The sequence below is a fragment of the Desulfovibrio sp. 7SRBS1 genome (assembly GCF_049723905.1).
Lineage (GTDB): Bacteria > Desulfobacterota > Desulfovibrionia > Desulfovibrionales > Desulfovibrionaceae.
This window is the reverse complement of record NZ_JBJKFD010000001.1, coordinates 2,040,242-2,064,308: the sequence shown is the minus strand read 5'-3', so window position 1 is coordinate 2,064,308 and position 24,067 is coordinate 2,040,242. Positions and strand designations below refer to the sequence as shown.

General features: G+C 58.2%; 21 protein-coding genes. 17 read left to right on the top strand and 4 right to left on the bottom strand.

The window, feature by feature from the left end:
* Window positions 1-118 precede the first annotated feature (118 nt).
* Window positions 119-922: a putative metalloprotease CJM1_0395 family protein gene (locus ACI0FJ_RS09505; protein ID WP_424302333.1), complete on the top strand. Its 804-nt coding sequence runs from the start codon at window positions 119-121 to the stop codon at window positions 920-922.
* Window positions 923-995: 73 nt separating this feature from the next.
* Here ACI0FJ_RS09505 and ACI0FJ_RS09500 read toward each other — a convergent pair whose 3' ends face one another.
* A complete protein-coding gene (locus tag ACI0FJ_RS09500; protein WP_424302330.1) occupies window positions 996-2,117 on the bottom strand; it encodes a lipid A deacylase LpxR family protein in 1,122 nt (373 codons plus the stop codon).
* A 90-nt stretch (window positions 2,118-2,207) separates the two neighbouring features.
* Here ACI0FJ_RS09500 and ACI0FJ_RS09495 point away from each other — a divergent pair, with 90 nt between their 5' ends.
* From ACI0FJ_RS09495 to ACI0FJ_RS09475, 5 genes are all read left to right on the top strand, one after another.
* Window positions 2,208-3,482, top strand: a complete 1,275-nt coding sequence (locus ACI0FJ_RS09495; protein WP_424302327.1) for an MFS transporter — start codon at window positions 2,208-2,210, stop codon at window positions 3,480-3,482.
* Between the two features lie 80 nt (window positions 3,483-3,562).
* Window positions 3,563-3,916 carry a hypothetical protein gene (locus ACI0FJ_RS09490; RefSeq protein WP_424302324.1) on the top strand — a complete coding sequence of 118 codons (354 nt, stop codon included), beginning with the start codon at window positions 3,563-3,565 and terminating at the stop codon, window positions 3,914-3,916.
* A 279-nt stretch (window positions 3,917-4,195) separates the two neighbouring features.
* A complete protein-coding gene (locus tag ACI0FJ_RS09485; protein WP_424302321.1) occupies window positions 4,196-6,883 on the top strand; it encodes a TIGR03960 family B12-binding radical SAM protein in 2,688 nt (895 codons plus the stop codon).
* Window positions 6,884-7,205: 322 nt separating this feature from the next.
* Window positions 7,206-7,463 (top strand): type II toxin-antitoxin system Phd/YefM family antitoxin, encoded by a 258-nt coding sequence (locus ACI0FJ_RS09480; RefSeq protein WP_424302318.1) that lies wholly within the window; start codon window positions 7,206-7,208, stop codon window positions 7,461-7,463.
* The gene (locus ACI0FJ_RS09475; RefSeq protein WP_424302315.1) at window positions 7,463-7,726 is read left to right on the top strand and encodes a Txe/YoeB family addiction module toxin; all 264 of its coding nucleotides are present in this window, start codon (window positions 7,463-7,465) and stop codon (window positions 7,724-7,726) included. Before ACI0FJ_RS09480 ends, ACI0FJ_RS09475 begins: the two co-directional genes overlap by 1 nt.
* Before the next feature lie 379 nt (window positions 7,727-8,105).
* On the opposite strand, the gene ACI0FJ_RS09470 is transcribed toward ACI0FJ_RS09475, so the two are convergent.
* Window positions 8,106-9,299 (bottom strand): GAK system CofD-like protein, encoded by a 1,194-nt coding sequence (locus ACI0FJ_RS09470; RefSeq protein ID WP_424302312.1) that lies wholly within the window; start codon window positions 9,297-9,299, stop codon window positions 8,106-8,108.
* A gap of 275 nt (window positions 9,300-9,574) precedes the next feature.
* Between ACI0FJ_RS09470 and corA the strand changes: the two genes are divergently transcribed.
* Window positions 9,575-10,651 carry a magnesium/cobalt transporter CorA gene (gene corA / locus ACI0FJ_RS09465; RefSeq protein ID WP_424302309.1) on the top strand — a complete coding sequence of 359 codons (1,077 nt, stop codon included), beginning with the start codon at window positions 9,575-9,577 and terminating at the stop codon, window positions 10,649-10,651.
* A 131-nt stretch (window positions 10,652-10,782) separates the two neighbouring features.
* Here corA and ACI0FJ_RS09460 read toward each other — a convergent pair whose 3' ends face one another.
* Window positions 10,783-11,745 (bottom strand): LeuA family protein, encoded by a 963-nt coding sequence (locus ACI0FJ_RS09460; RefSeq protein ID WP_424302306.1) that lies wholly within the window; start codon window positions 11,743-11,745, stop codon window positions 10,783-10,785.
* A 321-nt stretch (window positions 11,746-12,066) separates the two neighbouring features.
* Here ACI0FJ_RS09460 and nifH point away from each other — a divergent pair, with 321 nt between their 5' ends.
* The 10 genes from nifH to ACI0FJ_RS09410 all read left to right on the top strand — a co-directional run bounded on the left by nifH (window position 12,067) and on the right by ACI0FJ_RS09410 (window position 21,870).
* Window positions 12,067-12,894, top strand: a complete 828-nt coding sequence (gene nifH / locus ACI0FJ_RS09455) for a nitrogenase iron protein (RefSeq protein ID WP_424302303.1) — start codon at window positions 12,067-12,069, stop codon at window positions 12,892-12,894.
* Between the two features lie 32 nt (window positions 12,895-12,926).
* Window positions 12,927-13,277: a P-II family nitrogen regulator gene (locus ACI0FJ_RS09450; RefSeq protein WP_424306530.1), complete on the top strand. Its 351-nt coding sequence runs from the start codon at window positions 12,927-12,929 to the stop codon at window positions 13,275-13,277.
* Window positions 13,274-13,648 carry a P-II family nitrogen regulator gene (locus ACI0FJ_RS09445; RefSeq protein ID WP_424302300.1) on the top strand — a complete coding sequence of 125 codons (375 nt, stop codon included), beginning with the start codon at window positions 13,274-13,276 and terminating at the stop codon, window positions 13,646-13,648. The genes ACI0FJ_RS09450 and ACI0FJ_RS09445 overlap by 4 nt, the downstream gene beginning before the upstream one ends.
* Window positions 13,649-13,675: 27 nt before the next feature.
* Window positions 13,676-15,313: a nitrogenase molybdenum-iron protein alpha chain gene (nifD, locus tag ACI0FJ_RS09440; RefSeq protein ID WP_424302297.1), complete on the top strand. Its 1,638-nt coding sequence runs from the start codon at window positions 13,676-13,678 to the stop codon at window positions 15,311-15,313.
* Window positions 15,314-15,325: 12 nt separating this feature from the next.
* The gene (nifK, locus tag ACI0FJ_RS09435) at window positions 15,326-16,705 is read left to right on the top strand and encodes a nitrogenase molybdenum-iron protein subunit beta (RefSeq protein ID WP_424302294.1); all 1,380 of its coding nucleotides are present in this window, start codon (window positions 15,326-15,328) and stop codon (window positions 16,703-16,705) included.
* A gap of 74 nt (window positions 16,706-16,779) precedes the next feature.
* Window positions 16,780-17,082, top strand: coding sequence for a (2Fe-2S) ferredoxin domain-containing protein (locus ACI0FJ_RS09430; protein ID WP_424302291.1), 303 nt, complete (start codon window positions 16,780-16,782; stop codon window positions 17,080-17,082).
* Between the two features lie 185 nt (window positions 17,083-17,267).
* Entirely contained in the window at window positions 17,268-17,744 is a 477-nt protein-coding gene (locus ACI0FJ_RS09425; RefSeq protein ID WP_424302288.1) for an N-acetyltransferase family protein, read from the top strand.
* 21 nt (window positions 17,745-17,765) lie between these two features.
* Complete coding sequence (gene nifE, locus ACI0FJ_RS09420; protein WP_424302285.1) at window positions 17,766-19,220, top strand: nitrogenase iron-molybdenum cofactor biosynthesis protein NifE; 1,455 nt, start codon at window positions 17,766-17,768, stop codon at window positions 19,218-19,220.
* A complete protein-coding gene (locus tag ACI0FJ_RS09415; RefSeq protein WP_424302282.1) occupies window positions 19,210-20,589 on the top strand; it encodes a nitrogenase component 1 in 1,380 nt (459 codons plus the stop codon). The genes nifE and ACI0FJ_RS09415 overlap by 11 nt, the downstream gene beginning before the upstream one ends.
* 12 nt (window positions 20,590-20,601) lie before the next feature.
* Entirely contained in the window at window positions 20,602-21,870 is a 1,269-nt protein-coding gene (locus tag ACI0FJ_RS09410) for a radical SAM protein (protein ID WP_424302279.1), read from the top strand.
* Window positions 21,871-22,205: 335 nt separating this feature from the next.
* On the opposite strand, the gene nifA is transcribed toward ACI0FJ_RS09410, so the two are convergent.
* Window positions 22,206-23,825, bottom strand: a complete 1,620-nt coding sequence (nifA, locus tag ACI0FJ_RS09405; protein ID WP_424302277.1) for a nif-specific transcriptional activator NifA — start codon at window positions 23,823-23,825, stop codon at window positions 22,206-22,208.
* Window positions 23,826-24,067: the final 242 nt, after the last annotated feature.

Below are 24,067 nucleotides of genomic sequence, written 5' to 3'. Positions count from 1 at the left end.
CATTTTTTTCGAAAAGATGCAAAAAAGTTTTCAATGGGGCTAAAGGTTTTTGTCCAAGTGTCCGATAGGGACCGTAAGCGGATTTTTATTTACAAGGCAACCTTGTCCTGGGACGCCCATGCTGGATACCTCTGGAATCACCTTTTCTTCTTTGCAGTCCTGCCCCAAATGCGGCGGGATGGTCTGCATGTGCGATGCATTGCAGCAGACCACGGCGCGCCATATTCAGGTTGCCGAACAAAAGGTGCAGGAAGGGGAAGAGCCTGCAAAGCGCGGCAGAACGGGCGGAAGAAAAACCTCCAATGCCAAGACGTCCGCCCCCCGGGAAGTGGGCGCGGAACAGGCCGCCGACCTCAAGGAGCTGAAGCAGCGTGACCGGGAGGTCCGCTCCCACGAGCAGGCACACGTTGCAGCAGGCGGTTCGGCCATTGCCTCCGGCCCTCGCTATACCTTGCAGAAAGGCCCGGACGGCCAGATGTACGCCATTGGCGGCGAGGTTTCCATAGACACCTCCAAGGTGGGGGGCGACCCGCAGGCTACCAAGGACAAGGCGCGTTCCGTGCGCCAGGCGGCCCTGGCTCCGGCCAATCCTTCGGGCCAGGATATGATTGTTGCGGCCAAGGCCTCGCAGATGGAAGCCGAGGCCCGGAACGATCTGCAGGAACAGGAGCAGGCTGAAAAGGAAGAAGGAACCACTGGAAGCCCGGCTTCCCTGGGCGCGAAGATTTCTTCTGCCGGTCCCGAAGCCGCGCAGTTTTCTGTAGAAGAATTCTATATCGGCGCGTCACAAGGCAGCAGTGCCCCCTCGCAAAGCGGTGGCGCCAGACGCTCCCGCGCCCTGGAAAGCTACACGCAGAACGCAATCTTTCACAACGCTTCGGGTGGCCGCAACGCCACCTCCGGCCTTTCCCTCGTTATCTGATATTTTCTTCGTATAATTGGCGGGATGCTTTTTTCCCTGCGCATTTTTTATGCGACAGGGGATTTTTCATGCATCAGAAAGAATAGGTCATGCTCAGGGAGCCGAACATCTGGCCGCTGTAGGGCTGGCTGTCGAATTCCTTGCTGCGGTAGACCGACATGTACGTCACCTTCATGGGGCCGTAGTAGACGGAAAAGCCGACGCTGGCGTCCGCTACCATTGGTTTTTTATTGACGTGGGGGCCGGACTGCCAGGTGTTGCCGTCCAGAAAAATATTGCGGGCCACGGCGCGTCCTTCAAAACCGATAAAGACCAGCGCGCCCCAGTCGGCTTCGTTGGCCGGATCGGCCGGGGCCTTGACGTCGCCGCCGGGTGCGATGAGCGAGGTGCCGAAGTCGTGCGGCAGGTTGTAGCCTATTCGCCATTCTCCGCCGAGGGCCGCATAGGTGTAGACGTTGCCCAGGCAGCCGCCGCCGTGCAGGATGAAGTCCTCGCCAAATCCTTTGCCGTCGGGCTGCAGCCCGGCCTGAAAGGCCCGGTAGTAGCGCATCCAGGTAAGGATTATGCCGGGTTCGTCCTTTAGCTGGTATTCCCAGCCTTCGGATTCCTTGGCGCCTATCTGGCGGTGGACGCTGTTTTGGGTTTCCTTGCCCAGGGCGGACGGTCCAACCACGCCCAAAGTGAGCTCCAAAGTGTCCAATTTGCGTTCGGTTTTGCTGTGCAGGGCAAAGGAGGCATACAGCCAGCCTGCGTAGGGCCGGTCATCGGGATCGGGAATTTCCGTGTCGGTCTCCTGGGGAGTGAAAATACTCTGCCCCACAGAGATGCCTATGTTTCGCCATGCCTTGGGCCCGTTGGCCTGCCGTTCGCCCAGCGAGAGGTTGTCCAGCCAGCCCAGCGAGTGTTTGAACCAGCCGGGGAGGTTCTCTTCGTCGCTCAGGGTTTCCAGGTCTTTGGAAAGCCAGGTCAGCTTGACCCCATTGGTGTAGTAGCGGTCCGTACCGGTAAAGGTATCGTTTTCCAAATGAACGACGAGGGTAGGGGCCGGGTTGCCCACGTAGCCGGAATGGTCGCCAACCGCGCTGCGCTCCACCTTGTCCTCGGAATCGGTGGCATTTTGCGCAAACAAAGCGCCGGGAAACAGCAGAAAACACAATGTGATGGCTGCCAGAAGGCATGGTGGATAGCTTTTCATAGGCTCACTACATACCCGTAACATGACTACTGTTCAAGTTTTATGGATTATTCGCTTGCCAAAGCCAATGGGCTCATCTAGCACGACAATGTGCAACCCGATTCAACTTTCCATTCCCAGAATACGCCTGACGGCCCGGATAATCTGGATAGCCCCGATAATCTGGATAGCCCCGATAATCTGGACGGCCAGAATAAGCAGGACAGGGCGAGTTTCCGGAGCGCGCTTCCCGGCGTGGTCTTCATTGCGTTTATTTTTCTGCTGCTGTTCATGGGGCGGATCATCATCGGCCCGCTCATGGTGGACATTCAAACAGAGCTGGGCATCAGCCATACCCAGTCTGGCGGGCTGTTTTTGCTCATTGCGCTGGGTGCGGGCCTTTCCGTGCTGCTTTCCGGGTTTGTGGCCGCGGCCGTCAACCACAAGCGGACCATCTGGCTGGCGACTCTGCTCATGGGTGTCAGCCTGTGGGGAGCGGGACATGCGTACAGCGTGGGAGCGTTCCGCATGTGGCTGTTTGGCGCGGGCATGGGCGTCGGCCTGTATCTGCCCTCGGCCATTGCTTACATCACCTGTCTGGCACCACAGAAACATTGGGGCAAGGCGCTTTCCGTGCACGAGTGCGCTCCCAATTCCGCCTTTGTGCTTACACCGCTGCTGGCTGAACTGGTCCTGTGGCTGGACACGTGGCGGCTGGGGCCTTCGGCCATTGGGGTGGCCCTGGTAGCCATGGGCACGCTCTTCTTTCTTTTTGCCCGCGGCGGCGATTTCAAGGGCAGTCCGCCAAACATTGCAACGGCCCGGCAAATTGTTGTGCGGCCCATTTTCTGGCTGTTCACCCTGCTGGTGAGTCTGGCCGTGGGCGTGGCTTTGGGCACCTACGGCATGACGCCTCTTTTCCTGGTGCACGACCACGGCATGGCGCGTGAAGTCGCCAACGAACTGGTCTCCGTCTCCCGAATTTCCAGCGTCTTCATGGCCCTGGTGGGCGGGGTGCTTACGGACCGCCTCGGCCCCGTGCGTACCATCACCATTTATCTGGCCTGTGCCGGAACCGCCACCGCGCTGCTGGGCCTTACGTCCGGTTCGTTTCTGGTGGGCGTGGTGCTGGTTCAGGCGTTGCTGGCCGGACTTTTCTTTCCCGCCGGATACACCCTGCTTTCCCGCGCCTTCGACAGCCGCCTGCGCAGTCTGGCCATTTCCCTTTCCACTCCCATTTCCGCGGCCATAGGCGCGGGAGTCATCCCCACGCTGCTCGGAGTGGCCGGGGACCACGGAGGATTTGCCACGGGATTTGTCTGCCTTGGCGGAGCGCTGCTTTTGGCCCTGGCCCTTATGCCCGTGCTGCGCCGCATGGCGGACTGATCATTTTTGCCCCTGTTGACAGGCCCCTGGGCAGTACCTAGTGTACGCCTGACCTCAAAACGCATTCAAGGAGGCCCTCTATGGCTTATGACATCAAATTGGTGAAACTCATCAACGGCGACAATATTCTTGGCAAATGGGACGAAGAAGGCCACAAGCTGACCGACGTGGCTGTTTTGCAGACGGTTCCCACCCAGCAGGGTGTGCAGATGATGCTGCTGCCTTTCGGATATCCTTTTGAGACGGAAATCACCGGCGAAATCGACGCCAGGCACATCATGTACGTGTTTGAAAAGTTCCCCGAAGAACTCAAGACCAAGTACATGGAAGCTACTTCCAACCTCACGCTCTCCACTCCCGGCGACCTGCACAACCTCCAGAACCTGGGCGGACAGGGCGGCATGGGCAGCTTTTCCGACCTGCTTAAGAAGTAGCCAGCCGGAATCCCCCTTTTGTCATTCAGTATTCAGGGCGCCGACCGGCTGTTCTGAATTGCGATAATTCGCCAGACTGTTGAGAATGGTCTCCAGAGCAGGGCGTAGGAAAAAATCAGGGCCGTCGCGTGATTTTCAATACATGCGGGGTTGATTTTTCCAAGGCGCACCAGCTATTGGACCTTTCTCGGCAGTCTTGGGCGGCTATCCGGCCGCCTTTTTCTCTTACACACATATTATTCCTGCCGCCTGTGGTCCTCCGCAGGCCCGAAGGCGCACATGCGAGAACTTCTTCCTTTGTTCACCAAGCCCAGCCGCTATCTGGGTACGGAATGGGGCGCGGTCCACAAGGACCCGGAAACCGTCGGCTTGCGGGTCGCCCTGGCCTTTCCCGATCTGTACGATGTGGGCATGTCCTACCTGGGCCAAAAGATATTGTATTCGGCCCTGAACCATGACCAGCGTTTCTGGGCCGAGCGCGTGTTTGCGCCCAGCACGGATGTTGCCGAGGTACTGCGGGAGCACAACGCCCCCCTCACCACCCTGGAGTCCGACACGCCCCTGTCCGCCATGGATGTGGTGGCCTTCAGCATGACGCACGAGCTTTGCTACACCAACGTCCTGTTCATGCTCGATCTGGGCGGCGTTCCCCTGCATTCCGACCAGCGGGGCGAAGACGATCCCTTTGTGCTTGCCGGTGGCGGCTGCGCCTTCAATGCCGAGCCCATGGCCCCGTTCATCGACGCCATGATGCTGGGCGACGGGGAAGAAGCCATTGTCCGCGTTTCCGAAATCATCATGCAGGCCCGCCAGCAGGGCATGGACCGGCAGCAGACATTGCTGGCGCTTTCCAAACTGCAGGGCGTGTACGTGCCTTCCATGTACGAAGTGCCGGAAGGGCAGATTACCCCCGTGCCCATCGGCGACGTGCCCGAAGTGGTCACCAAGACCCTGGTCTCTGATTTCGATTCCTCCCAGGAAGCCGACATTCAGGTGCTTCCCTTTTGCCAGGCCGTGCACGACAGGCTGGCCCTGGAAATTGCCCGCGGCTGTACGCGCGGCTGCCGTTTTTGCCACGCCGGTATCATTTACCGTCCGGTGCGCGAACGTGGCGTGGAACGCATTGCCGAGATCATGCGCCAGGGGCTGGACGAAGCCGGATTTGAAGAACTTTCCTTTCTTTCCCTGTCCACGGGCGATTATTCGGCTCTGGAAGCTCTGTTTACGCGTACGTTCGGCGCCTGTGCCGCCGAGCAGGTCTCCATTTCCCTGCCTTCCCTGCGGGTGGGGTCGCTTTCCGAAGATATCATTGAAAAGCTCGCCCGCCTGCGCCGTACCGGCGTGACCCTGGCCCCGGAAGCGGGCAGCCAGCGCCTGCGCGACGTCATCAACAAGGGCGTCACTCAGGAAGGGCTTATTGCCCATGCCCGCAAGCTGTTCGAGAACGGCTGGAGCGGGATGAAACTCTATTTTATGATCGGCCTGCCCACCGAAACCGACGAAGACCTGGACGCCATCCTGGACCTGTGCTTCGAAGTCCTGGCCTGTGCGCCCAAGGGTGCCAAACGGTTGCAGATTACAGCCGCGGTTTCGCCCTTTGTGCCCAAGCCGCATACGCCGTTTCAGTGGGTGCCGCAGATTTCCATCAGCGAAATCAAGCGTCGGGTGAATTACCTGCGCCACATCTTTTCCAAGCACAAGAAATTCAAACTCCGCTGGCACGAACCGGACATGAGCTGGCTGGAAGGCGTCTTTTCCCGAGGCGACCGCAAGCTGGCGCCCGTTGTCGAACGGGCCTATCGCAAGGGTGCGCTCTTTTCCAGCTGGATGGATCACCTCAGCCCGGAATTGTGGCGCGAGGCCCTGGCCGAAGAGGGCATTGACCCGGACATTTATATCGGCTCCCGCGATCCCGACGGCCCACTGCCCTGGGACCATCTGTCCCCTGGCGTGAGCAAGCGCTTTCTGCTGACCGAACGCAAACGCGCCCTGGCCGAAAAGATCACCCCGGACTGCCGGTTCAACACCTGCCGCAACTGCGGCGTGTGCAACCACGAAGGCCGGAAAAGTCTGCTCGATCCCGAAGGCGACGGCAGTGTGCGCCCGCGTGTGGTGCTGGACCACCGCGACCAGGTAGAGGAATGTCCGCAGCTGCCTGAAACGCATGCCAAGGCCGCGGCTGGGCCAGATGCAGTCGAGCCCGTTGTCGAGCCGATTGCTGAGCCTGGCGCTTGCGAAGCCGAAGTTTCGGAAACAGCCCAGCCAGAAGTGAAGGCTCCTGGCAAAAAGGCCGCGCCCAAGCCGCCGAAAATCAACGAGGAGCTGACCCAGAAGTCCGGTCATTTCCGCGTTTGGTACACCAAGCTGGGGCTGGCCGCCTATCTCAGCACCCTGGAGCTGCAGCCCGTGGTCGAACGTGCGCTGCGTCGTGGTCGGGTCAAGGTTTCCTTTTCCAAAGGCTTTCATCCCATGCCCCAGGTCTCCTTTGGCAATGCGCCGCCAGTGGGCGTGTCCAGCCGCTGCGAGTGGTTCAACGTCTTTACTCGCGAAATCCAAAGTGCGGGCGAGCTCAAGCGCCGTCTGGCCAATGTTTTTCCCAAGGGCGTGGACGTGACCTCCGTGGAAGTTCTTTCCATGGGCAAGAAGCAGGACCGCACCCTGGAAGAGGATTTCGTCTGCCGCTACATCGGTGATCCCGCCGGGTTGGCAGACTGGAACGAGGCCTGGAAGAATTTTGCAGCCTCCGAGTCGTTTCTGTTCGAGCGCACCACCCGCAAGGGCACCCGCACCATCGATGCCCGTGCCCTGACCGCAGACGTCTCCATACAGGACGACGGTATTGTGGAGCTTACCTTTGACTGGCGGGAAAAATACATCTCCCCCCTGGCCTTGGTGCGCTCCGTGGTGCCCGATCTGCCACTGCCCGACTTTGCCATGGAAAAGACTGCACAGCGTATGGGCAAGTAGGAAACATCGGTCAAGACCAACAGCATCATCTGACTTCTTTCAACAAGTTTGCGCACTCTCTTGGTGCTCTCTTGGCGAGAATGAGTGAAATTATGCAAGGCGGCCTTTTTTTGGAAGGCCGCCTTTTTTCGTAGTTTAAAGTGGCGTTCAAACGTGAATTGCTGCTTGGCACAAGGCAGCTGGCTTATGGATCTGTACGTAAAATTCGCGCTAATACCGATTCATAATCCGGGCACGCTTCGGATCGAGCAATATCCTCCCTACGTATTGACCACTGATACAACATGTACTATTTTCTGTACAAGATAAAGGAGGTGGCAGTATGCCCCAGGCAATTACATACACGGATGCCCGACAGAACCTGGCATCGAAGATGGATGAGGTATGCGACACGCACGAGCCAATAATCATTACCCGGCGGAAGTCACAGGCTGTAGTGATGTTGTCCCTGGATGACTACAACAGCATCACCGAGACGGCCTATTTGCTTAAAAGCCCGGCCAATGCAGCTCGGTTGAGGAAGAGCATTCTGGCAGCGCAGGGTGGACAAGTGGAGTCCCACGAGTTGGCAGAAGATTAATGGCGCTCTTAACATGGACGCCGCAGGCCTGGGAGGACTACCTCTATTGGCAGAAAACAGACAAAAAGCAGGTTAAGCGTATTAACACGCTCCTCCGTGACGCGCTACGTTCGCCTGCAGAAGGGATGGGAAAGCCGGAGCCGCTACGGTTCGATTTGGTAGGGTATTGGTCGCGGCGTATCAACCATGAACACCGGCTGGTGTATCGGTATGATGATGAGGCGGATAGTCTTTTAGTTGTACAGTGTCGGTACCATTATTAAAATTAGGGTTATCTCCCAATTTTGCATCCGGTTTGAGTTTTTCGAAGCAATGCAGTTAACGTGCTTTCCGCATCAGCAGAGTGGGGCGCCGCCCCACACCCCGCCATGACCTGCGAGGTCTGCGAGGCCATGATGGCCCTGGACCCACATCGTGTGTAACGTCAAATAGGCCTTTGATTTTTTTACAGAAATTTAAAGCCGCAAGTTCGCAGGCTGGGGCAAAAGGTAGGAGAACAAGACGCAAGAAAAATTCAAGACCGACGCGTATTTCCTTATACGCGAGGGTTTGAATTTTTTGAGGCAACGCAGTTATCGTGCATTTTGCCACAGCCTGAGAGGCCGTTGCCTCCTGGTGGGGGCTGGGGGGCAATGCCCCCGCTTACACAAAAGACACCAATGCCTCCGCCAGTAACGTCGGGTCGGCATAGGGCGCGCTTTCCTCCGTCACCAGCGGTGCGTCCACCACATTGATGCCCAGGATGCGTATGGCGTCCATGTCCAGCCCGCCGGGGTAGTCGCCGTTTTCCGAATCCACCAGCACATAGTTGAGCAGTTCGGTCGTGGAGCGTTCATCGGAGCAGCCGTGCTTGAGATAGTGCAGCAGGGTGCGCACGCTGTCTGCCACGCTCATGCCGTATTGTTCCGGGTCGTGGCCCATGTTGGGCACGTAGACCTTGGGGCAGAGATTTTCGGCCACGGCGTCGCCCACGCCGTCGGGCAGCAGGTTTGCCACAACGCTGGAATAGAAACTGCCCAGCGGGTAGCAGATCAGTTCGGCCTTGCGGATGAGCTTGCGTATCTTGCTGCGGATGGGCGCTGCCACGGGCACGGGGCGTTCCGTCTCCGAGGAAATGAAGGCGCGCTGGATGGGCTGGTCCAGTGGCGTAACTTCCTTGCCGGTCACAAGGTGCTGGCCGATGATGGTGGTGCCGTCTTCCAGCTCCACGGCCAGATGCAGGTTGCCGTTGAGCGTGGCGCGGACTTCGCCGCGTGCTTTGACCAGCATGGTGAAGAGGTAGATGACCGGGTCGATATGGCGGTTGTAGTTGAAAAAACCTCCGGCCAGGATGAGGTTGCCGATGCTTGCCCCGCGCAGGTCGAAGTCTGCGGGCATGGCCTCGCGGAAAAATCCCAGGTGCGAGCGGATGATCTTGCGCATGGGGTGGGGGATGGCGTGGACCAGTGGATCGGAGCCTTTGATCATGGAGGCAAGGCGTTCCGTAAGGGTTTGCGTATCCTCGTTTTGGGGAAGCCTGTAGTTGAAGAGCTCGTAGACTTCGTGGTTGCCTTGCACGCTGCGGTCAGCCAGGGCCATGATACGGTTGCGGATATCACCCACGGCCAGCATGTCAAAGGCGTTGCGCAGCACGGCCGAGCTCCCGCCCGAGTCAAAGGGCGTGACCAGATGGATGGAGTTCTGGGTGTAGTCTATGAGCTTCCGGCTCAGCGGTCGCAGAGCGGTTCCGCCAGTAAAGAACAGGATGTATGGCCCCAGATGGGGATGGCTGAAACAGCGTGCGGCCCTGAGTTTGTCGGGTACGGTCAGGCGGCGGCTGACGATATGCGGTGTCATTGAGACTCCTTTTGGGGGAACTCCTTTTTGGGCAACTCCTTTTGGAAGCTGCCGCAAGTACGGGATGCGGGGGACTGCGATTTTTGAATGCGGCCGATATTTTCCCGCTTGCCTTTTCCTGTGTATACGGCAATCGTTATGATGATGTTACAATCCCTGCCCCGAGGGACGTATCCGCATAACCCGGTCGAGGCGCAGCCATGCTATGGGCACGGTGTGTTTATGGACAATCGCATTGAATATCATCTGATGTTTTGGGGGAAGCCTTGCTCCGCATGTTCAACAGACGCCAGCGGTCCCGTCGGCAGAGAAAGCTTGATAAGACGGACTTCAGTGTACAGCGCAACGAAATTGCATCCACCATTCGGCTTTTCACTTTCAGCCCGCAGGGAGTTGAGTCCCGCGAATGTACGCCGCATGATCTCGATTCGCTGACCTCTTCCCCGGACAAATTTTTCTGGATTAAAGTCAACGGCCTGGGCGATGAAAAAATGATTCGTTCCATTGGCAGACATTTCGGCCTGCACCGCCTTATCGTGGACGATGTGCTCGACCAGGGCGTGCGCCCCAAGATGGAAGTCTACGACAAGAATGTCTTCATGGTCATGCGCATGCTCGGCTATTTGGAAGACGCCAAGGAGGTCGTGGCCGAGCAGGTGAGCATCATCGTTGGGGACAATGTCATCGTCACCTTTCAGGAGCGTGAAAAGAATATCTGGGACGATATGGCCGAGCGCGCCCGGGAAGGCCTGGGCCGGGTCAACATTTTCGGGTACGCCCATCTGCTCTTTGCCCTGCTGGACGCGGTGGTGGACCAGTATTTTGATACCATTGGCAAACTTGCCGAGGATATCGAGGAGCTGGAGGAGCAGACGCTTGTGGACAACCGGGAGGAAACGCTGGTTGCCTTATACCGGCTGAAGCGCGAGGTCATGTTTCTGCACAAGTCCCTGTGGCCGTTGCGCGAAGTCATCGGTCGGCTGGTCCGTGAAAATCCGCGTGCCCAGGACGAGGAAGTGCGGTTTTTCATGGGCAATTTGCAGCAGGACGTTTTGCAGGTGCTCGAAGCCGTAGATTCGCTGCGGGAGATGCTGGCCGAGATGCTCGACGTGTATATGAGCCGAAGGGATCTGCAACTCAACCGCATAGGCCAGCTGCTTTCCATTGTGGCCACCATTTTCATCCCGCTGACGTTTATAACGGGATATTACGGCATGAACTTCGGGAACATGCCGCTGATCCACTGGAAATACGGGTACGCCACGGTGGTGGCGTTCATGGTCTGTCTTGGCCTGGCCCTGTTTTTATATTTTCGGCGCAAGGGCTGGTTCAATATCGACGATGATGAGTAACGGGCAAAGGCCTTGAATTCGTAAGATGATGTGCGGGGGAGCTTCGGCTGGCCCTGCGTTTTTTTCAAAGAGCGGAAACGAAAGGCCGGGCAACGGGTGGAACATATGCACCTGTCGTCCGGCCTTGTTTTTTAGCTGCGCCATTTTTGGCGTCCGCTTTTGTCTCCCAATTTTACCTTGCGTGAATTTGCCACGTTTTCCGGGGCATAGGGTTCGAAAAGACCGGGGTCGCGCTGCATGCCGTGCAGATGAATGCCGGTTTCGCAGGCAAAAATGTCGGAGCCGATAACTGGTTTGTTGCGCGGCAGGGGCAGGTCTGCCAGCCGGGCGGCGCGGGCGCACAGGTCGGGCAAAAGCCGGGTTTCGTAGTCGCGGTCCTTGGACTGCAGGCTGAGATAGGCGGCCAGTTCTTCCGTGGCGGCAAGGCCGGAACGTTCGCCCATGCCCAACAGGCTGGCGTCGGCCCAGTCGGCACCGGCCTGGAGCGCGGTAACGGCGTTGGCAGTGCCCATGCCGAAGTCGTTGTGGCAGTGCACGGCGATATCCACATCGAGCTGGGAGCGAAAGCCCGAGACAACCTGAAAAATGGTCAGGGGCGTGTAGACACCCACCGTATCTGAAATGCGTACCCGGAATGCCCCGGCGGCCTGAGCCGCCATGGCAAGTTCGATAAGCCAGTCGGTATCGGCGCGGGAAGCGTCTTCCAGCCCCACGGAAACATCCATGCCGTGCATGCGGGCCAGCCGGACCGTTGCGCGCATGTGTTCCAGCAGTTCGGGGCGGGACATGGACAGCCGTTTGTTCCTGTGTGCGTCCGATCCGGGAACGCCCAGGTTGATGCGGGTGACATGGTGGTCTGCGGCCAGGAGTACATCCTTGGTGTGGCAGCGGCTCCAGACCGACACCCATGAATTGTTCAGGAGAGGGCCGGACCAGTCGAGAAATTCTCCAAGCCCTGCCAGTCCAATCCATCCTGCTTCTATTTCTTCCACTCCCAGATCGGCCAGCCCAAGGGCCAGGTCCCTGCGCTCCTTGGCCGTCATGCGCACTCCGAACATCTGCAGGCCTTCTCTCAGGGTCGTGTCGAGTATCATAAATACATCTCCGTATTCGTGTTGCCGTACCCTGGTGATGAGGCAATTCCGATGCCAATCCAGTGTGGTTTTATAACCTGCTGTTTTTATAGCCCTTATAAGGATTGTACCCTTTTCGTGGCAGAGCCGCCCCAAGTGTAGAATCTACACTTTCGTATGTAGATTGTTGTTTCACACGACAAAATCGGATTTGATTTTTTCTTCCAGTATTTTTTGTCTAGTTTAGTAATTTCAGTGTGTTGAGTCGATATTTCCGGAATGGCACGGCCATTGCGTAAGGGGGAGCAGGTGTGAATGAAAACAATGTACGGAGGACTCCCCATGAGAAAAGTAGCCATTTACGGAAAGGGCGGTATCGGCAAGTCCACCACCACCCAGAATACTGTTGCTGGTTTGGCAGAAATGGGCCGCAAGGTCATGGTTGTAGGTTGTGACCCCAAAGCCGACTCCACCCGTCTGCTGCTGGGCGGCCTGGCGCAGAAGTCCGTGCTCGATACCCTTCGTGAAGAAGGTGAAGACGTCGAGCTCGAGGATATCCGCAAGCCCGGTTACGGCGATACCTGGTGTGTCGAATCCGGCGGCCCGGAACCCGGTGTCGGCTGTGCAGGCCGGGGCATCATCACCTCCATCAACATGTTGGAGTCCCTTGGTGCCTACGAGGAGAGCGAAGGGCTGGATTACGCTTTTTACGATGTTTTGGGCGACGTTGTCTGCGGTGGCTTCGCAATGCCCATCCGTGACGGCAAGGCCGAGGAAATCTACATTGTCTGTTCCGGCGAAATGATGGCCATGTATGCGGCCAACAACATCTGCAAAGGCATTATGAAATACGCCCAGTCCGGCAGCGTGCGCCTGGGCGGCCTTATCTGCAACTCCCGTAACGTGGACAACGAAAGAGAGATGATCGAGGAGCTGGCCCGCAAGATAGGCACCCAGATGATTTACTTCGTCCCCCGCGACAACGACGTGCAGCGTGCGGAAATCAACAGGAAAACCGTCATCGAATGGAACGGCGAAGTACCGCAGGCTGACGTGTACCGCGGACTGGCCAAAGCCATCGATGAAAACAAAATGTTCGTCGTCCCCACTCCCCTGGAAATTGAGGATTTGGAGCAGCTGCTGCTCGATTACGGTCTGTTGCAAGCCTAACCCATCGAAGTTCAAGGAGACTTTTTATGCCTATGATCATGATTCGGGCCATCGTACGCCCGGAAAAAGCCGACGATGTCCTTGCAGCCCTCATGGACGCGGGTTTCCCCGCCGTGACCAAATATTCGGTTGCCGGCCGCGGAAAGCAGCGGGGCATCAAAATCGGCGAAGTGACCTACGACGAGATTCCCAAAACCATGCTCATGAGCGTTGTTCCCGCAGCCGACAAGGACTTCGTTATCGACACTGTGATGAAGTCCGCCCGCTCCGGAACCAAAGGCGCGTTCGGCGACGGCAAGATCTTTGTTTCCGATGTTGACGACGTCTACACCATTTCCTCCGGGGTCAAGGAAGCCTCGGACGCAGAGGAAGGCACGGCATGAAGGAAATCATCACTGTTGTCCGCATGAACATGATGAACAAGACCAAGCTTGCCCTTACCGAAGCCGGAGTTGACGCGTTTTTCGCCAACGAGGCCCAGGGACGCGGCAAGGGGTTTGCCAATAGAAAACTGCTTGAAGGTGCGGAACAGGGCTACGAGGAAGCTGCTGAGCTTCTGGGCGGCAAGGGGAAGCTGTATTCCAAACGCATGCTCACCATTGTTGTTCCCGACGACGAGGTGGACACCATCGTCAGCACCATCATCGAGGCCAACCAGACCGGCAAGCCCGGCGACGGAAAAATATGGGTTCTCCCCGTGACCGACGCGGTCCGGGTGCGTACCGGCGAAGTCGGTACCAAGTCCATCAGCTGAGAATGAGAGCATTTTAAGGAGTATCACATGGCGACCAAGAAAAAGCTGGTGCAGTGGGACCCTGCCGACATCAAGGAGGAGATGCTCAAGAAGTATCCTCCCAAGGTGGCAAGAAAGCGCGCCAAGCAAATATTGATCAATGAAGCCCAAGGCAACGAGGCTCCCGAAATCGTGGCAAACGTCCGTACCGTTCCGGGCATCATCACCATGCGCGGCTGTACGTATGCGGGCTGCAAGGGCGTTATCATGGGCCCCACCCGCGATATCGTGAACATCACGCACGGGCCCATCGGCTGCGGTTTCTATTCCTGGCTTACCCGGCGTAACCAGACCGACGCCACCGCCCCAGGTGCCGACAACTACATGACGTATTGTTTCTCTACGGACATGCAGGACGGCGACATCATCTTTGGCGGTGAAAAGAAGCTGGAGGCCGCCATTCAGGAAGCCTACGACACCTTTCATCCCAAAGGCATCTGCATTTTCGCCACCTGTCCGGTGGGGCTGATCGGCGACGACATCCACGCCGTTGCCGCCAAGATGGACGCCAAGTTCGAGGACTGCACGGTTTTTGGTTTCTCCTGCGAAGGCTACAAGGGCGTCAGCCAGTCCGCAGGCCACCACATCGCCAACAACCAGGTCTTCAGACACCTGGTCGGCAAGATCGATGAGCCGGTGGAAGGGAAATACAAGATCAACCTGCTGGGTGAATACAACATCGGTGGCGACGGTTTTGAAATCGACCGCATCCTGAAAAAGTGCGGCATCACCAACATCGCCACCTTTTCCGGCAACTCTAGCTTTGACCAGTTTGCCACGTCGCATCAGGCCGACCTGTCCTGCGTCATGTGCCATCGGTCCATCAACTACGTGGCCGACATGCTGGAAACAAAATACGGCATTCCGTGGATCAAGGTGAACTTCATTGGTGCCGAATCCACAGCCAAGTCGCTGCGCAAGATAGGCCAGTACTTTGAAGACAGAGCCCTTATCAACCGCATCGAAGAAGTTATTGCCGAAGAAATGCCGGAAGTGGAAGCGGCCAGGGATGATGTTATTTCCCGCACCGAAGGCAAGACGGCCATGCTGTTCGTCGGTGGTTCCCGCGCCCACCATTATCAGGATCTGTTCGGCGAAATCGGCATGAAGACCATTTCCGCCGGATACGAGTTCGCCCACCGCGACGACTACGAAGGCCGTGAAGTCATCCCCAACCTGAAGGTGGATGCCGATTCGCGCAACATCGAGGAAATTACGGTTGAGCCGGACGAGTCTCGCTACAATCCCCGGAAGAGCAGCGAGGAAATGCAGAAGCTCGTCGATGCCGGATACACGTTTAAGGAATACGACGGCATGATCCGCGACATGGATCATCAGACCCTCATAGTGGACGACCTGAACCAGTACGAAGCCGAAAAGCTGGTGGAAATCCTCAAGCCGGACATCTTTTGCGCCGGTATCAAGGAAAAATTCTCCATCCAGAAGCTGGGCGTGCCCATGAAGCAGCTGCACAGCTACGACTCCGGCGGTCCGTATGCAGGGTTCAAGGGAGCGGTCAATTTCTACCACGAAATCGATCGTCTCGTGAACAGCAAGGTATGGGGCTACCTGAAGGCTCCCTGGCAGGAAAATCCGGAACTCTCAGCCACGTACGTGTGGGAATAGGAGAGCGGTACAATGACCTTACTCAGACACACACCCAAAGAGATCACCGAGCGCAAGGCCCTGGTCGTCAACCCGGCCAAGACCTGCCAGCCCATCGGCGCCATGTACGCCGCCCTGGGCATCCACGGCTGCCTGCCGCACTCGCACGGGTCGCAGGGCTGTTGCGCCTACCACCGCTCCACCCTGACCCGGCATTACAAGGAGCCCATCTCCGCGGCCACCAGTTCCTTTACCGAAGGTGCGTCCGTGTTCGGCGGGCAGGCAAACCTGCTGCAGGCCATCACCAACATCTTCAACGTGTACGAGCCCGAGTGTATCGCCGTGCACACCACCTGCCTTTCCGAAACCATCGGTGACGACCTGAACCAGATTTTCACCAAGGCCAGGAAGGAAGGAAAGGTTCCCGAAGGCAAGCATCTGCTTGGTGCTCCCACTCCCAGTTATGTGGGATCGCACGTCACCGGATTCTCCAACATGGTCAAGGCCATGGCCTCCACGTTCGCCAAGAACACGGGGCACAGGAACGGCAAGGTCAACGTCATTCCCGGTTGGGTCGAACCTTCGGACATGGAAGAAATCAAGCGTATCGCCGCGCTCATGGATGTGGACATCACTTTGTTTCCGGATACCTCCGGCGTTCTCAACGGTCCCATGTCCGGCGAATACCACATGTTCCCCAAGGGCGGCGTCACCGTGGACGAACTCAAGGACGCTGGCAACGCCATCGGCACCATGGCCCTGGGCGAATGGTGCTCGGCAGATGCGGCCCGCTGGCTGGATACCAACTGCAAGGTGCCCTGCACCGTGCTGGATATGCCCTTCGGCCTCAAGGCGACCGACCGTTTTGTGGACACCCTGCGCATTATCGCCGGGACCAGCGTTCCGGAAAGCATAGTGCACGAACGCGGCCAGCTGGTGGACATGATTTCGGACATGCACCAGTACACCTACGGCAAGAAGGTGGCCATCTGGGGCGACCCGGACCAGCTCATCTCCATGTGCGAATTCCTGGTGTCCATGGACATGCAGCCCGTGCACATCGTCACCGGCACGCCGGGCAAGCGTTTTGTGGCCCGCATCAAGGAAATCACCGCGGATCAGCCTTACGAGGTCAATGTCAAGGCTGCGGGCGACATGTTCACCCTGCACCAGTGGATCAAGAACGAACCCGTGGATCTGCTCATCGGCAACACCTACGGCAAGTACATTGCCCGCGACGAGGACATTCCTCTGGTCCGCTGGGGCTTCCCCATCCTGGACCGCGTTGGCCACCAGTACTTCCCGACCGTGGGCTACAAGGGCGGCCTGCGCCTTCTGGAAAATATCCTGGGCGCTCTGCTGGACCGCAAGGACCGCGATTCTCCCGAAGAGAGCTTCGAACTCGTACTTTAATCCGTCAATCCGGGGTTGCGGCGGCTGTCCGCCGCAACCTTCTGAAACTCCAGGAAACAGTCACAGGAGACAGTATGGCCACTCCCGAACGTGTAATCATGGTCTGCCAGAGCTTCCGCGCAGGCGGAGACCCCAAGGGCATCTGCCACAAACAGACCGACGGCTTTCTGCAATATCTCGAAGAAGAGATCATCGACCGTGGTCTCGACTGTCTGGTGACGGCCACAAGCTGCCTCAAGCAGTGCGAACAGGGGCCCGTCATGGTCGTTATGCCTGAAAACTGGTGGTTCAAGGGGATCGACAGCGAAGACGCCATCGACTCGGTGCTCGACGGCATCGAAGACGGCGAACCCGCTGCGGACTATCTGATCGCTTAGTGTTGCGTCCGTTAAATCCGCATCGTTATGCAAGCGGTAGAACGAGCGGCACGTCTCATGGTGGGCCATGCCCGCCATGCACCGCCAAAGGCGGCGTGAGCGCATCTGAAAACCGCGTTTTTCAGAGCGCGGTCCTCCGCAAAATACGTCTACGTATTTTGCGGACATCACACGAGGACAATGAAATGCCTTTCGCTCCAGAATACACAATCCGTCCGGCCCGTGCCGAGGATATCGGATCCATGGCCGTTCTGCTGACCGAGCTGTTTTCCATAGAGGCCGATTTTCGGCCCGACGAACAGCGTCAGCGCGACGGGCTGGCCATGCTGCTCGATGAGCAGTCCCGGGGGGCCGGACGGATTCTGGTGGCGGAAGCGGACAGCGAAACAGTGGCCATGTGCACCGGGCAGCTTGTCGTTTCCACTGCCGAGGGCGGCTACTCCGTTTTGGTGGAAGATATGGTGGTCCGCAGGGACCACAGGCGGCAGGGGATAGGCAGGGCACTGCTTCAAGCCATGGAGCAATGGGCTTGGAAACAGGGAGCGACGCGGCTGCAACTTCTGGCCGACAGGGACAACACGTCGGCCCTGGATTTTTACCGGCGGATCGGTTGGGGGCAAACCCACCTCGTCAGCCTCAGACTCGGTTCAGACAAACAGTAGGATTACAGTAAGGAAAGCGTCATGACCATCGACACCAGCATTCTTGAAGAACGTAAATCGCAGGTTGTCCGCTCCGGAAGCGGCGACATCGATATCGCCTGCAACCGCGCATCCCTGGCGGGAGCGGTGAGCCAGCGGGCCTGCGTGTTCTGCGGGTCCCGCGTGGTGCTTTACCCCATCGCGGACGCCCTGCACCTGGTGCACGGCCCGATAGGGTGCGCATCCTATACATGGGACATCCGTGGCGCGCTTTCCTCCGGGCCGGAATTGCACCGGTTGAGCTTCAGCACGGACCTGCGTGAAACAGACATCATTTTCGGCGGCGAAAGGAAGCTGGAAGCCGCTCTGCTTGAACTTATAGAACGGCACAATCCCAAGGCCGCCTTTGTCTACTCCACGTGCATCGTGGGGCTTATCGGCGACGACATCGAGGCCGTGTGCAGAAAGGTTTCCGAAGTTACGGGAATCCCCGTGCTTCCCGTACAATCCGAGGGCTTCAAGGGCAGCAAGCGCGAAGGCTATCTTGCCGCCTGCAAAGCTTTGTTCCGGCTTATCGGCACAGCCGACGTCTCGGACGTACCTGAACTTTCCGTAAATATTTTCGGCGATTTCAACATTGCCGGCGAGACCTGGATCATCAAGAAATACCTGGAACGCATGGGCCTTACCGTGGTCTGCAGCGTAACGGGCGACGGCCGCGTGGACGACGTACGTCGTGCCCACGGGGCTTCCCTGAACATGGTCCAGTGTTCCGGAGCCACCCTTGATCTGGCCAAGATGATGGAGGCGGAATTTTCCATCCCCCACTGTCGCGTATCCTGGCTGGGCATCGAGGACATGGCGGAGTCGCTGTATAAGGTGGCTGAATTCTTTCAGGACAAGGACCCCGGCATCATGGAACGCACCGCGGAACTGGTGCGCGGCGAGCTGGAAGCCATCATGCCCGAGATACAGGCCATCCGCCGAGATCTGGAAGGCAAAAAGGCGGCCGTCTACGTGGGCGGCGCGTTCAAGGCCTTTTCCATGCTCAAGTCCTTCCGGCACCTTGGCATTTCCGTTGCCGTGGTCGGTTCCCAGACCGGGACCGAGGAAGACTACGCCGAACTGGCCAAGGTGACGGACCCCGACACCATCATCGTGGACGATGCCAACCCCATGGAGCTCCAGGAGTTCATCAAGGAAAAGGATGTCGACGTCTTTGTGGGCGGCGTGAAGGAACGCCCCATTGCCTTCAAGCTGGGCGTGGGCTTTTGCGACCACAACCACGAGCGCAAGATTCCCCTGGAAGGTTTTGTGGGCATGCTCAACTTTGCCCGCGAGATCCATTCCTCGGTGATGAGTCCGGTCTGGAACTTTGTTCCGCGCCGGGCCAACAAAAAGGCCAAGTCCGCGGAGTGCGGATGCGGCGAACTGGCCGCCAATGGCTCAACGGGCTGTTCGGGTGGCTGCTCCTCCGGAGGCTGTGATGACAAATAATCCCCCCAAGAAAAACTACGTGTCCACGACCAACGCCTGCAAGCTGTGCACCCCGCTGGGAGCCAGCCTGGCATTCAAGGGCGTGGAAGGTGCCGTACCGTTTCTGCACGGTTCGCAGGGCTGCGCCACCTACATGCGCCGTTACATAATTTCCCATTACCGCGAACCCATAGACATTGCCTCGTCCGCCCTGGGCGAGAAGAACGCCATTTACGGCGGGGGCCCCAATCTGAAGAAGGGCATCCTCAATGTGATGAAAAAGTACAACCCGACCATGGTCGGCGTGGCCTCCACCTGTCTGACCGAGACCATCGGCGACGACATGCGGCTCATCCTGCACGAGTTCCGCCAGGAATTCGGCGATCTGGACCTGCCCGACGTGGTGCATGTGTCCACGCCCAGCTTCCAGGGGACCCATTCGGACGGTTTTCATCTGGCAGTGCATGCCATGGTGGATCAGCTGGCCGATCCCGCAGCAGCCAAGGGCGAGGTGACGGCGGACAGGGTGGCCGTATTCCCCGGCATGACCACTCCGGGCAATATCCGTGTGATCAAGGACGTGGTGCGCGAATACGGACTGACGGCGACCATTCTGCCCGATGTTTCCGAAACCCTGGATGGTCCGACCCTGGAAGACTACGAGCCCATCGCTCCGGGCGGCACACCCGTCAAAGAGATCAAGGCCTTGCCCGGTGTGTTCGCTTCCCTGGAATTCGGCTCCTGCCTGCTGCCCAAAACCGGCGGCATCTGTCTGGAAGACCGCTTTGGCGTGAGCAATCATCGCCTGCCCGTTCCCCTGGGAATCCGCGGGGCCGACGCACTGCACGAGGTTTTGTGCGAAATCGCCGCTCTGGACGACATGCCCCGCCGCTACGAGCTGGAACGGGGACGCCTGGTGGACGCCTACGTGGACGGACACAAGTACGTGTTTGGCAAGAAGGCCGTGGTGTACGGCGACGAAAATCTGGTTGTGGCCGTAACCGCATTTTTGGCGGAAATCGGCATACGTCCGGTGTTGGTCGGCACAGGTGCCGAAGGCAAGGGCGTGGCCAAGGCCATAGAGTCGTTGTGCGGCGACCTTTTGCCCGAAATGCCGGTTGTACGCGAGGGCGTGGATTTTTACGACATTGCCGCCGAAGCCGGGACCATGAGCCCGGACATCGTGTTCGGCAATTCCAAGGGCCAGCGTTACGCCCGCGAGTGGAACGTCCCCCTGGTCCGTCTGGGTTTTCCCATCCATGACCGTTTTGGCGGCCAGCGCCTGAAGACCTTCAGCTACGAAGGAACCCAGGAATTGTACGACCGCGTGGTCAATGCCCTGATAGCCAAGAAACAGTCCGACAGTCCCATCGGCTGGGGATATATTTAGGAGAGTACTGCCATGACCGTGAAAAAGCATCCCTGTTTCGACAAGTCGTCCATAGGACAATGCGGACGTGTTCATCTGCCAGTCGCGCCCAAGTGCAACATCAAGTGCAATTACTGCAACCGCAAGTACGATTGCGTCAACGAATCGCGTCCCGGGGTCACCTCGTCCGTGCTCAAACCGCATCAGGCCCTGGAATATCTGCACAAGGTCATGGCCGCCGCGCCCAATACCACGGTGGTGGGCATTGCCGGGCCCGGCGACCCCATGGCCAACCCGGTGGAAACCTTGGAAACCATGCGCCTGGCCAAGGAACACTACCCGGACCTCCTGTTCTGTCTGTCCTCCAACGGCATGAACATGCCTCCCTATCTGGACAGGCTCAAGGAGTTGGGAGTGACCCACGCCACCATCACCATGAACGCGGTGGACTCGGATATCGGTGAAAAAATTTATTCCTGGGCTCGTGACGGAAAGGTCATCTACCGCAAAGGCAATGCCGCCAAGGTTCTCATCGAGCGTCAGCTTGAGTCCATAAAGGGATTGGTGGAGCGCGGCATAATCGTAAAGGTCAACACCATTGTGGTGCCCGGCGTCAACGACCATCACGTTGAAGAAGTCGCCAAGGTGGCTGGCGAACTCGGGGCAACGCTGCAGAACTGCATCCCGCTGTACCCGACCGCGGACACGCCGTTTGCCGCGGTGCCCGAACCCACACACGCCATGATCAAGGAACTGCGCAAAGTGGCGGGGGTCCACGTAACCCAGATGACGCACTGCAAGCGCTGCCGTGCCGACGCCGTCGGGCTGCTGGAAGCCGATCGTTCCGGTGAGTTTGCCGAAACCCTGAGCCAGTGTTCGCGTTTGCTGCCGACTTCCGAGAACGAGAGCAGGCCGTATGTTGCGGTGGCTACGCGGGAAGGTTTGCTGGTGAACATGCATTTGGGTGAAACCAGAACATTTCAGATCTGGGGGCCCTCGCCCAGCGGTTCCGGATTTTGCAAAATCATGGATCGCGCCGCACCTGCTTCGGGCGGCGGAGCCAAACGCTGGGCCGCTCTGGCGGATGTGCTCAAAGACTGCCGGGCCGTGCTGGTGGCTGCCATGGGGGATACGCCCAGGCTGTTGCTGGAAGAAAACGGTCTGCCCGCACACGCGGTCAGCGGCTTTATTACCGACAATCTGGACGCGCTGTACCGCACCGGCGACCTGAGCGCATTTTCGGCCCGCAAGGCCAGGGCATGCGGCGGCGGTTGCTCCGGCGGCGGAGAAGGCTGCGGCTGAGAAAAGTTACCCAACTCCCATTGGGGCTGCCAAATAGGGAGCCCCCTCCCATCACGAGGTCCTGGTGTGTGCCGACACCGGGACCTCCTTTTTTGTATGGGCTGGTGAAAAGGGGGAGAGTGCAACCTGGCAAATGAAGGCGGGCCGAGACATGGTCTGGGCTGGTCTTGGCAGGAAAGAGAGAAGGGAGAAGGGGAAGAAGGCACGGGCAATTTTGCATGAAAAAGGCCGGAACACATGGCATGTCCCGGCCGATAACCAACTCCTCAGGAGGTTATGAAAATTGAGGAAATGCCGTGGCGTTGCATTTCATCAGGCGGAATACGGAAAAGCGTTTACTTGCTGCGCCGCTGTCTGGCTCGGCCTTCGGCAATAACGGTTTCCAGGCCGAACTTGCGGACCCGGTAGCCCATCTGGCGCGGGGTAAGGCCCAGCTCGGCCGCGGCCTTGTACTGCACCCATCCGGTGCGTTCCAGGGCGGCCACCACTTCGTGGCGTTCCATGTCTGCCAGGGAGGCCCCCGCTGGCAGGTGGTAGCCGATATCCGTCTCGTCCTGTTGGGGAAAGTATTCCGGCTGCACGGCGAAAGCTTCTCCGGAAGCTCCCGACGCACTGGAATTTGTTGCGGTCAGGTGGTTCTGGATGAAGTTCATGCCCACCCGTTCCTGATCGGCCATGATGACGAGCCGTTCGATGAGGTTTTCCATCTCTCGGACGTTGCCGGGCCAATTGTATCCGGTAAGGGCGTCCAGTGCCTCCGGGGTGAGGGAGAGGGTGCGGCCGTAGTCGTGGGTGGCCTTGTTGAGAAAATGGTTGAGCAGACCGGCCACGTCTTCCTTGCGGTCCCGCAGGGGCGGCACGGTAATGGGAAAGACGCTCAGGCGGTAGTACAGGTCGGGCCGGAAGGCTCCGTTGGCAGCCAGCTGGCTGAGGTCCCGGTTGGTGGCCGTAATGATGCGCACGTCCACGGTTCTGGTTCGGCTGGACCCGAGCCGTTCGAACTCCTTGTCCTGGAGCACGCGCAGCATTTTTGCCTGCAACGGCATGGCCAGCTCGCCGATTTCGTCCAGAAATATGGTTCCTCCGCAGGCTTCCTCAAAGCGTCCCGGGCGGGTGCGGGTGGCACCGGTAAAGGCGCCTTTTTCCGAACCGAACAACTCGCTTTCCAGCAGGTTTTCCGGAATGGCGGCACAGTTCACCTTGATGAAGGGATAGGCCTTGCGGTCGGACAGTTCGTGGATGATGCGGGCGATGAGCGATTTACCCACCCCGGACTCCCCAAGGAGCAGGACCGTGGCTTTGGTGGGCGCGACACGTTCGAGCTGGCGCTGGACCTCCTTCATGGCATGGGAACGACCCACGATGTAGGGCCCGCGGTTCTCGCGCGAAAGCTGACTGCGGAGCTGGACGTTTTCCGCCTTGAGCACTTCTTCGCGTTTGCGAATTTTTTCGTTGAGACTGACGAGTTGGGCGATAAGCGTGGCAACGGCCGATAGAAAGTCGATATCTTCCTCGACTTCGACATCGTCCAGAAACAACCTGTCCACGTTGAGAACGCCCATGGATTCCCCACCCATGAGGATGGGAACGCCAAGGAAAGACAGTTTGTTTTTTTGCACCCTGCGGGCCCCTGTCTTGTCCAGAAAAAGGGGCTCGCGGCTGACGTCCGGCACGTAGTACGGCTCTCCCGTCAGAAAGATGCGTCCGGTAACCCCTTCGTCCAGGCGGTAGACCCCCCGACGGATTTCTTCGGGTCGCAGTCCGTAGGAAGCGCTGATGTTCAGCAGGCCGGAGCGTTTGTCGTACAACGTCACCGTAGCGCGTTGCATAGCCAACTGCTCCGACAGTATCCTGAGTATGTCCGCAAGGGTCTGCTCAATGTCGAGTGCCTTGTCGATGACCTGGCAGATGCCGAGCAGTGCGGAAAGCTTGAGTTGGCGTACACGAGGTGACATGCTTTCTATTAAGCATTTATCGTGCCAATACGAAAACTGCAAAAGTTAATAAAAACAACATGTTGTATAATCAGATAAAATATTAGTTTTACAAAAATGGAATAATGGTGCTTTTTTATACAACAAATTAGTGATGTGAAGCTTTTTTGAAGGGGAAAAATGTGTTTTAAGTGGGCAAAATGCTTCGGGTGACTCTTTTTGTCGATTCAAAAGCAGAATAAGAGTCTGATGGTGTGGTAAAA

What these genes read in the sequence shown, in the direction of transcription:
- ACI0FJ_RS09505 (WP_424302333.1), top strand. Translation starts at nt 119, where the DNA reads ATGCTGGATACCTCTGGAATCACCTTTTCTTCTTTGCAGTCCTGCCCC.
- ACI0FJ_RS09500 (WP_424302330.1), bottom strand. Translation starts at nt 2,117, where the DNA reads ATGAAAAGCTATCCACCATGCCTTCTGGCAGCCATCACATTGTGTTTT.
- ACI0FJ_RS09490 (WP_424302324.1), top strand. Translation starts at nt 3,563, where the DNA reads ATGGCTTATGACATCAAATTGGTGAAACTCATCAACGGCGACAATATT.
- ACI0FJ_RS09485 (WP_424302321.1), top strand. Translation starts at nt 4,196, where the DNA reads ATGCGAGAACTTCTTCCTTTGTTCACCAAGCCCAGCCGCTATCTGGGT.
- ACI0FJ_RS09480 (WP_424302318.1), top strand. Translation starts at nt 7,206, where the DNA reads ATGCCCCAGGCAATTACATACACGGATGCCCGACAGAACCTGGCATCG.
- ACI0FJ_RS09475 (WP_424302315.1), top strand. Translation starts at nt 7,463, where the DNA reads ATGGCGCTCTTAACATGGACGCCGCAGGCCTGGGAGGACTACCTCTAT.
- ACI0FJ_RS09470 (WP_424302312.1), bottom strand. Translation starts at nt 9,299, where the DNA reads ATGACACCGCATATCGTCAGCCGCCGCCTGACCGTACCCGACAAACTC.
- corA (WP_424302309.1), top strand. Translation starts at nt 9,575, where the DNA reads ATGTTCAACAGACGCCAGCGGTCCCGTCGGCAGAGAAAGCTTGATAAG.
- ACI0FJ_RS09460 (WP_424302306.1), bottom strand. Translation starts at nt 11,745, where the DNA reads ATGATACTCGACACGACCCTGAGAGAAGGCCTGCAGATGTTCGGAGTG.
- nifH (WP_424302303.1), top strand. Translation starts at nt 12,067, where the DNA reads ATGAGAAAAGTAGCCATTTACGGAAAGGGCGGTATCGGCAAGTCCACC.
- ACI0FJ_RS09450 (WP_424306530.1), top strand. Translation starts at nt 12,927, where the DNA reads ATGATCATGATTCGGGCCATCGTACGCCCGGAAAAAGCCGACGATGTC.
- ACI0FJ_RS09445 (WP_424302300.1), top strand. Translation starts at nt 13,274, where the DNA reads ATGAAGGAAATCATCACTGTTGTCCGCATGAACATGATGAACAAGACC.
- nifD (WP_424302297.1), top strand. Translation starts at nt 13,676, where the DNA reads ATGGCGACCAAGAAAAAGCTGGTGCAGTGGGACCCTGCCGACATCAAG.
- nifK (WP_424302294.1), top strand. Translation starts at nt 15,326, where the DNA reads ATGACCTTACTCAGACACACACCCAAAGAGATCACCGAGCGCAAGGCC.
- ACI0FJ_RS09430 (WP_424302291.1), top strand. Translation starts at nt 16,780, where the DNA reads ATGGCCACTCCCGAACGTGTAATCATGGTCTGCCAGAGCTTCCGCGCA.
- ACI0FJ_RS09425 (WP_424302288.1), top strand. Translation starts at nt 17,268, where the DNA reads ATGCCTTTCGCTCCAGAATACACAATCCGTCCGGCCCGTGCCGAGGAT.
- nifE (WP_424302285.1), top strand. Translation starts at nt 17,766, where the DNA reads ATGACCATCGACACCAGCATTCTTGAAGAACGTAAATCGCAGGTTGTC.
- ACI0FJ_RS09415 (WP_424302282.1), top strand. Translation starts at nt 19,210, where the DNA reads ATGACAAATAATCCCCCCAAGAAAAACTACGTGTCCACGACCAACGCC.
- ACI0FJ_RS09410 (WP_424302279.1), top strand. Translation starts at nt 20,602, where the DNA reads ATGACCGTGAAAAAGCATCCCTGTTTCGACAAGTCGTCCATAGGACAA.
- nifA (WP_424302277.1), bottom strand. Translation starts at nt 23,825, where the DNA reads ATGTCACCTCGTGTACGCCAACTCAAGCTTTCCGCACTGCTCGGCATC.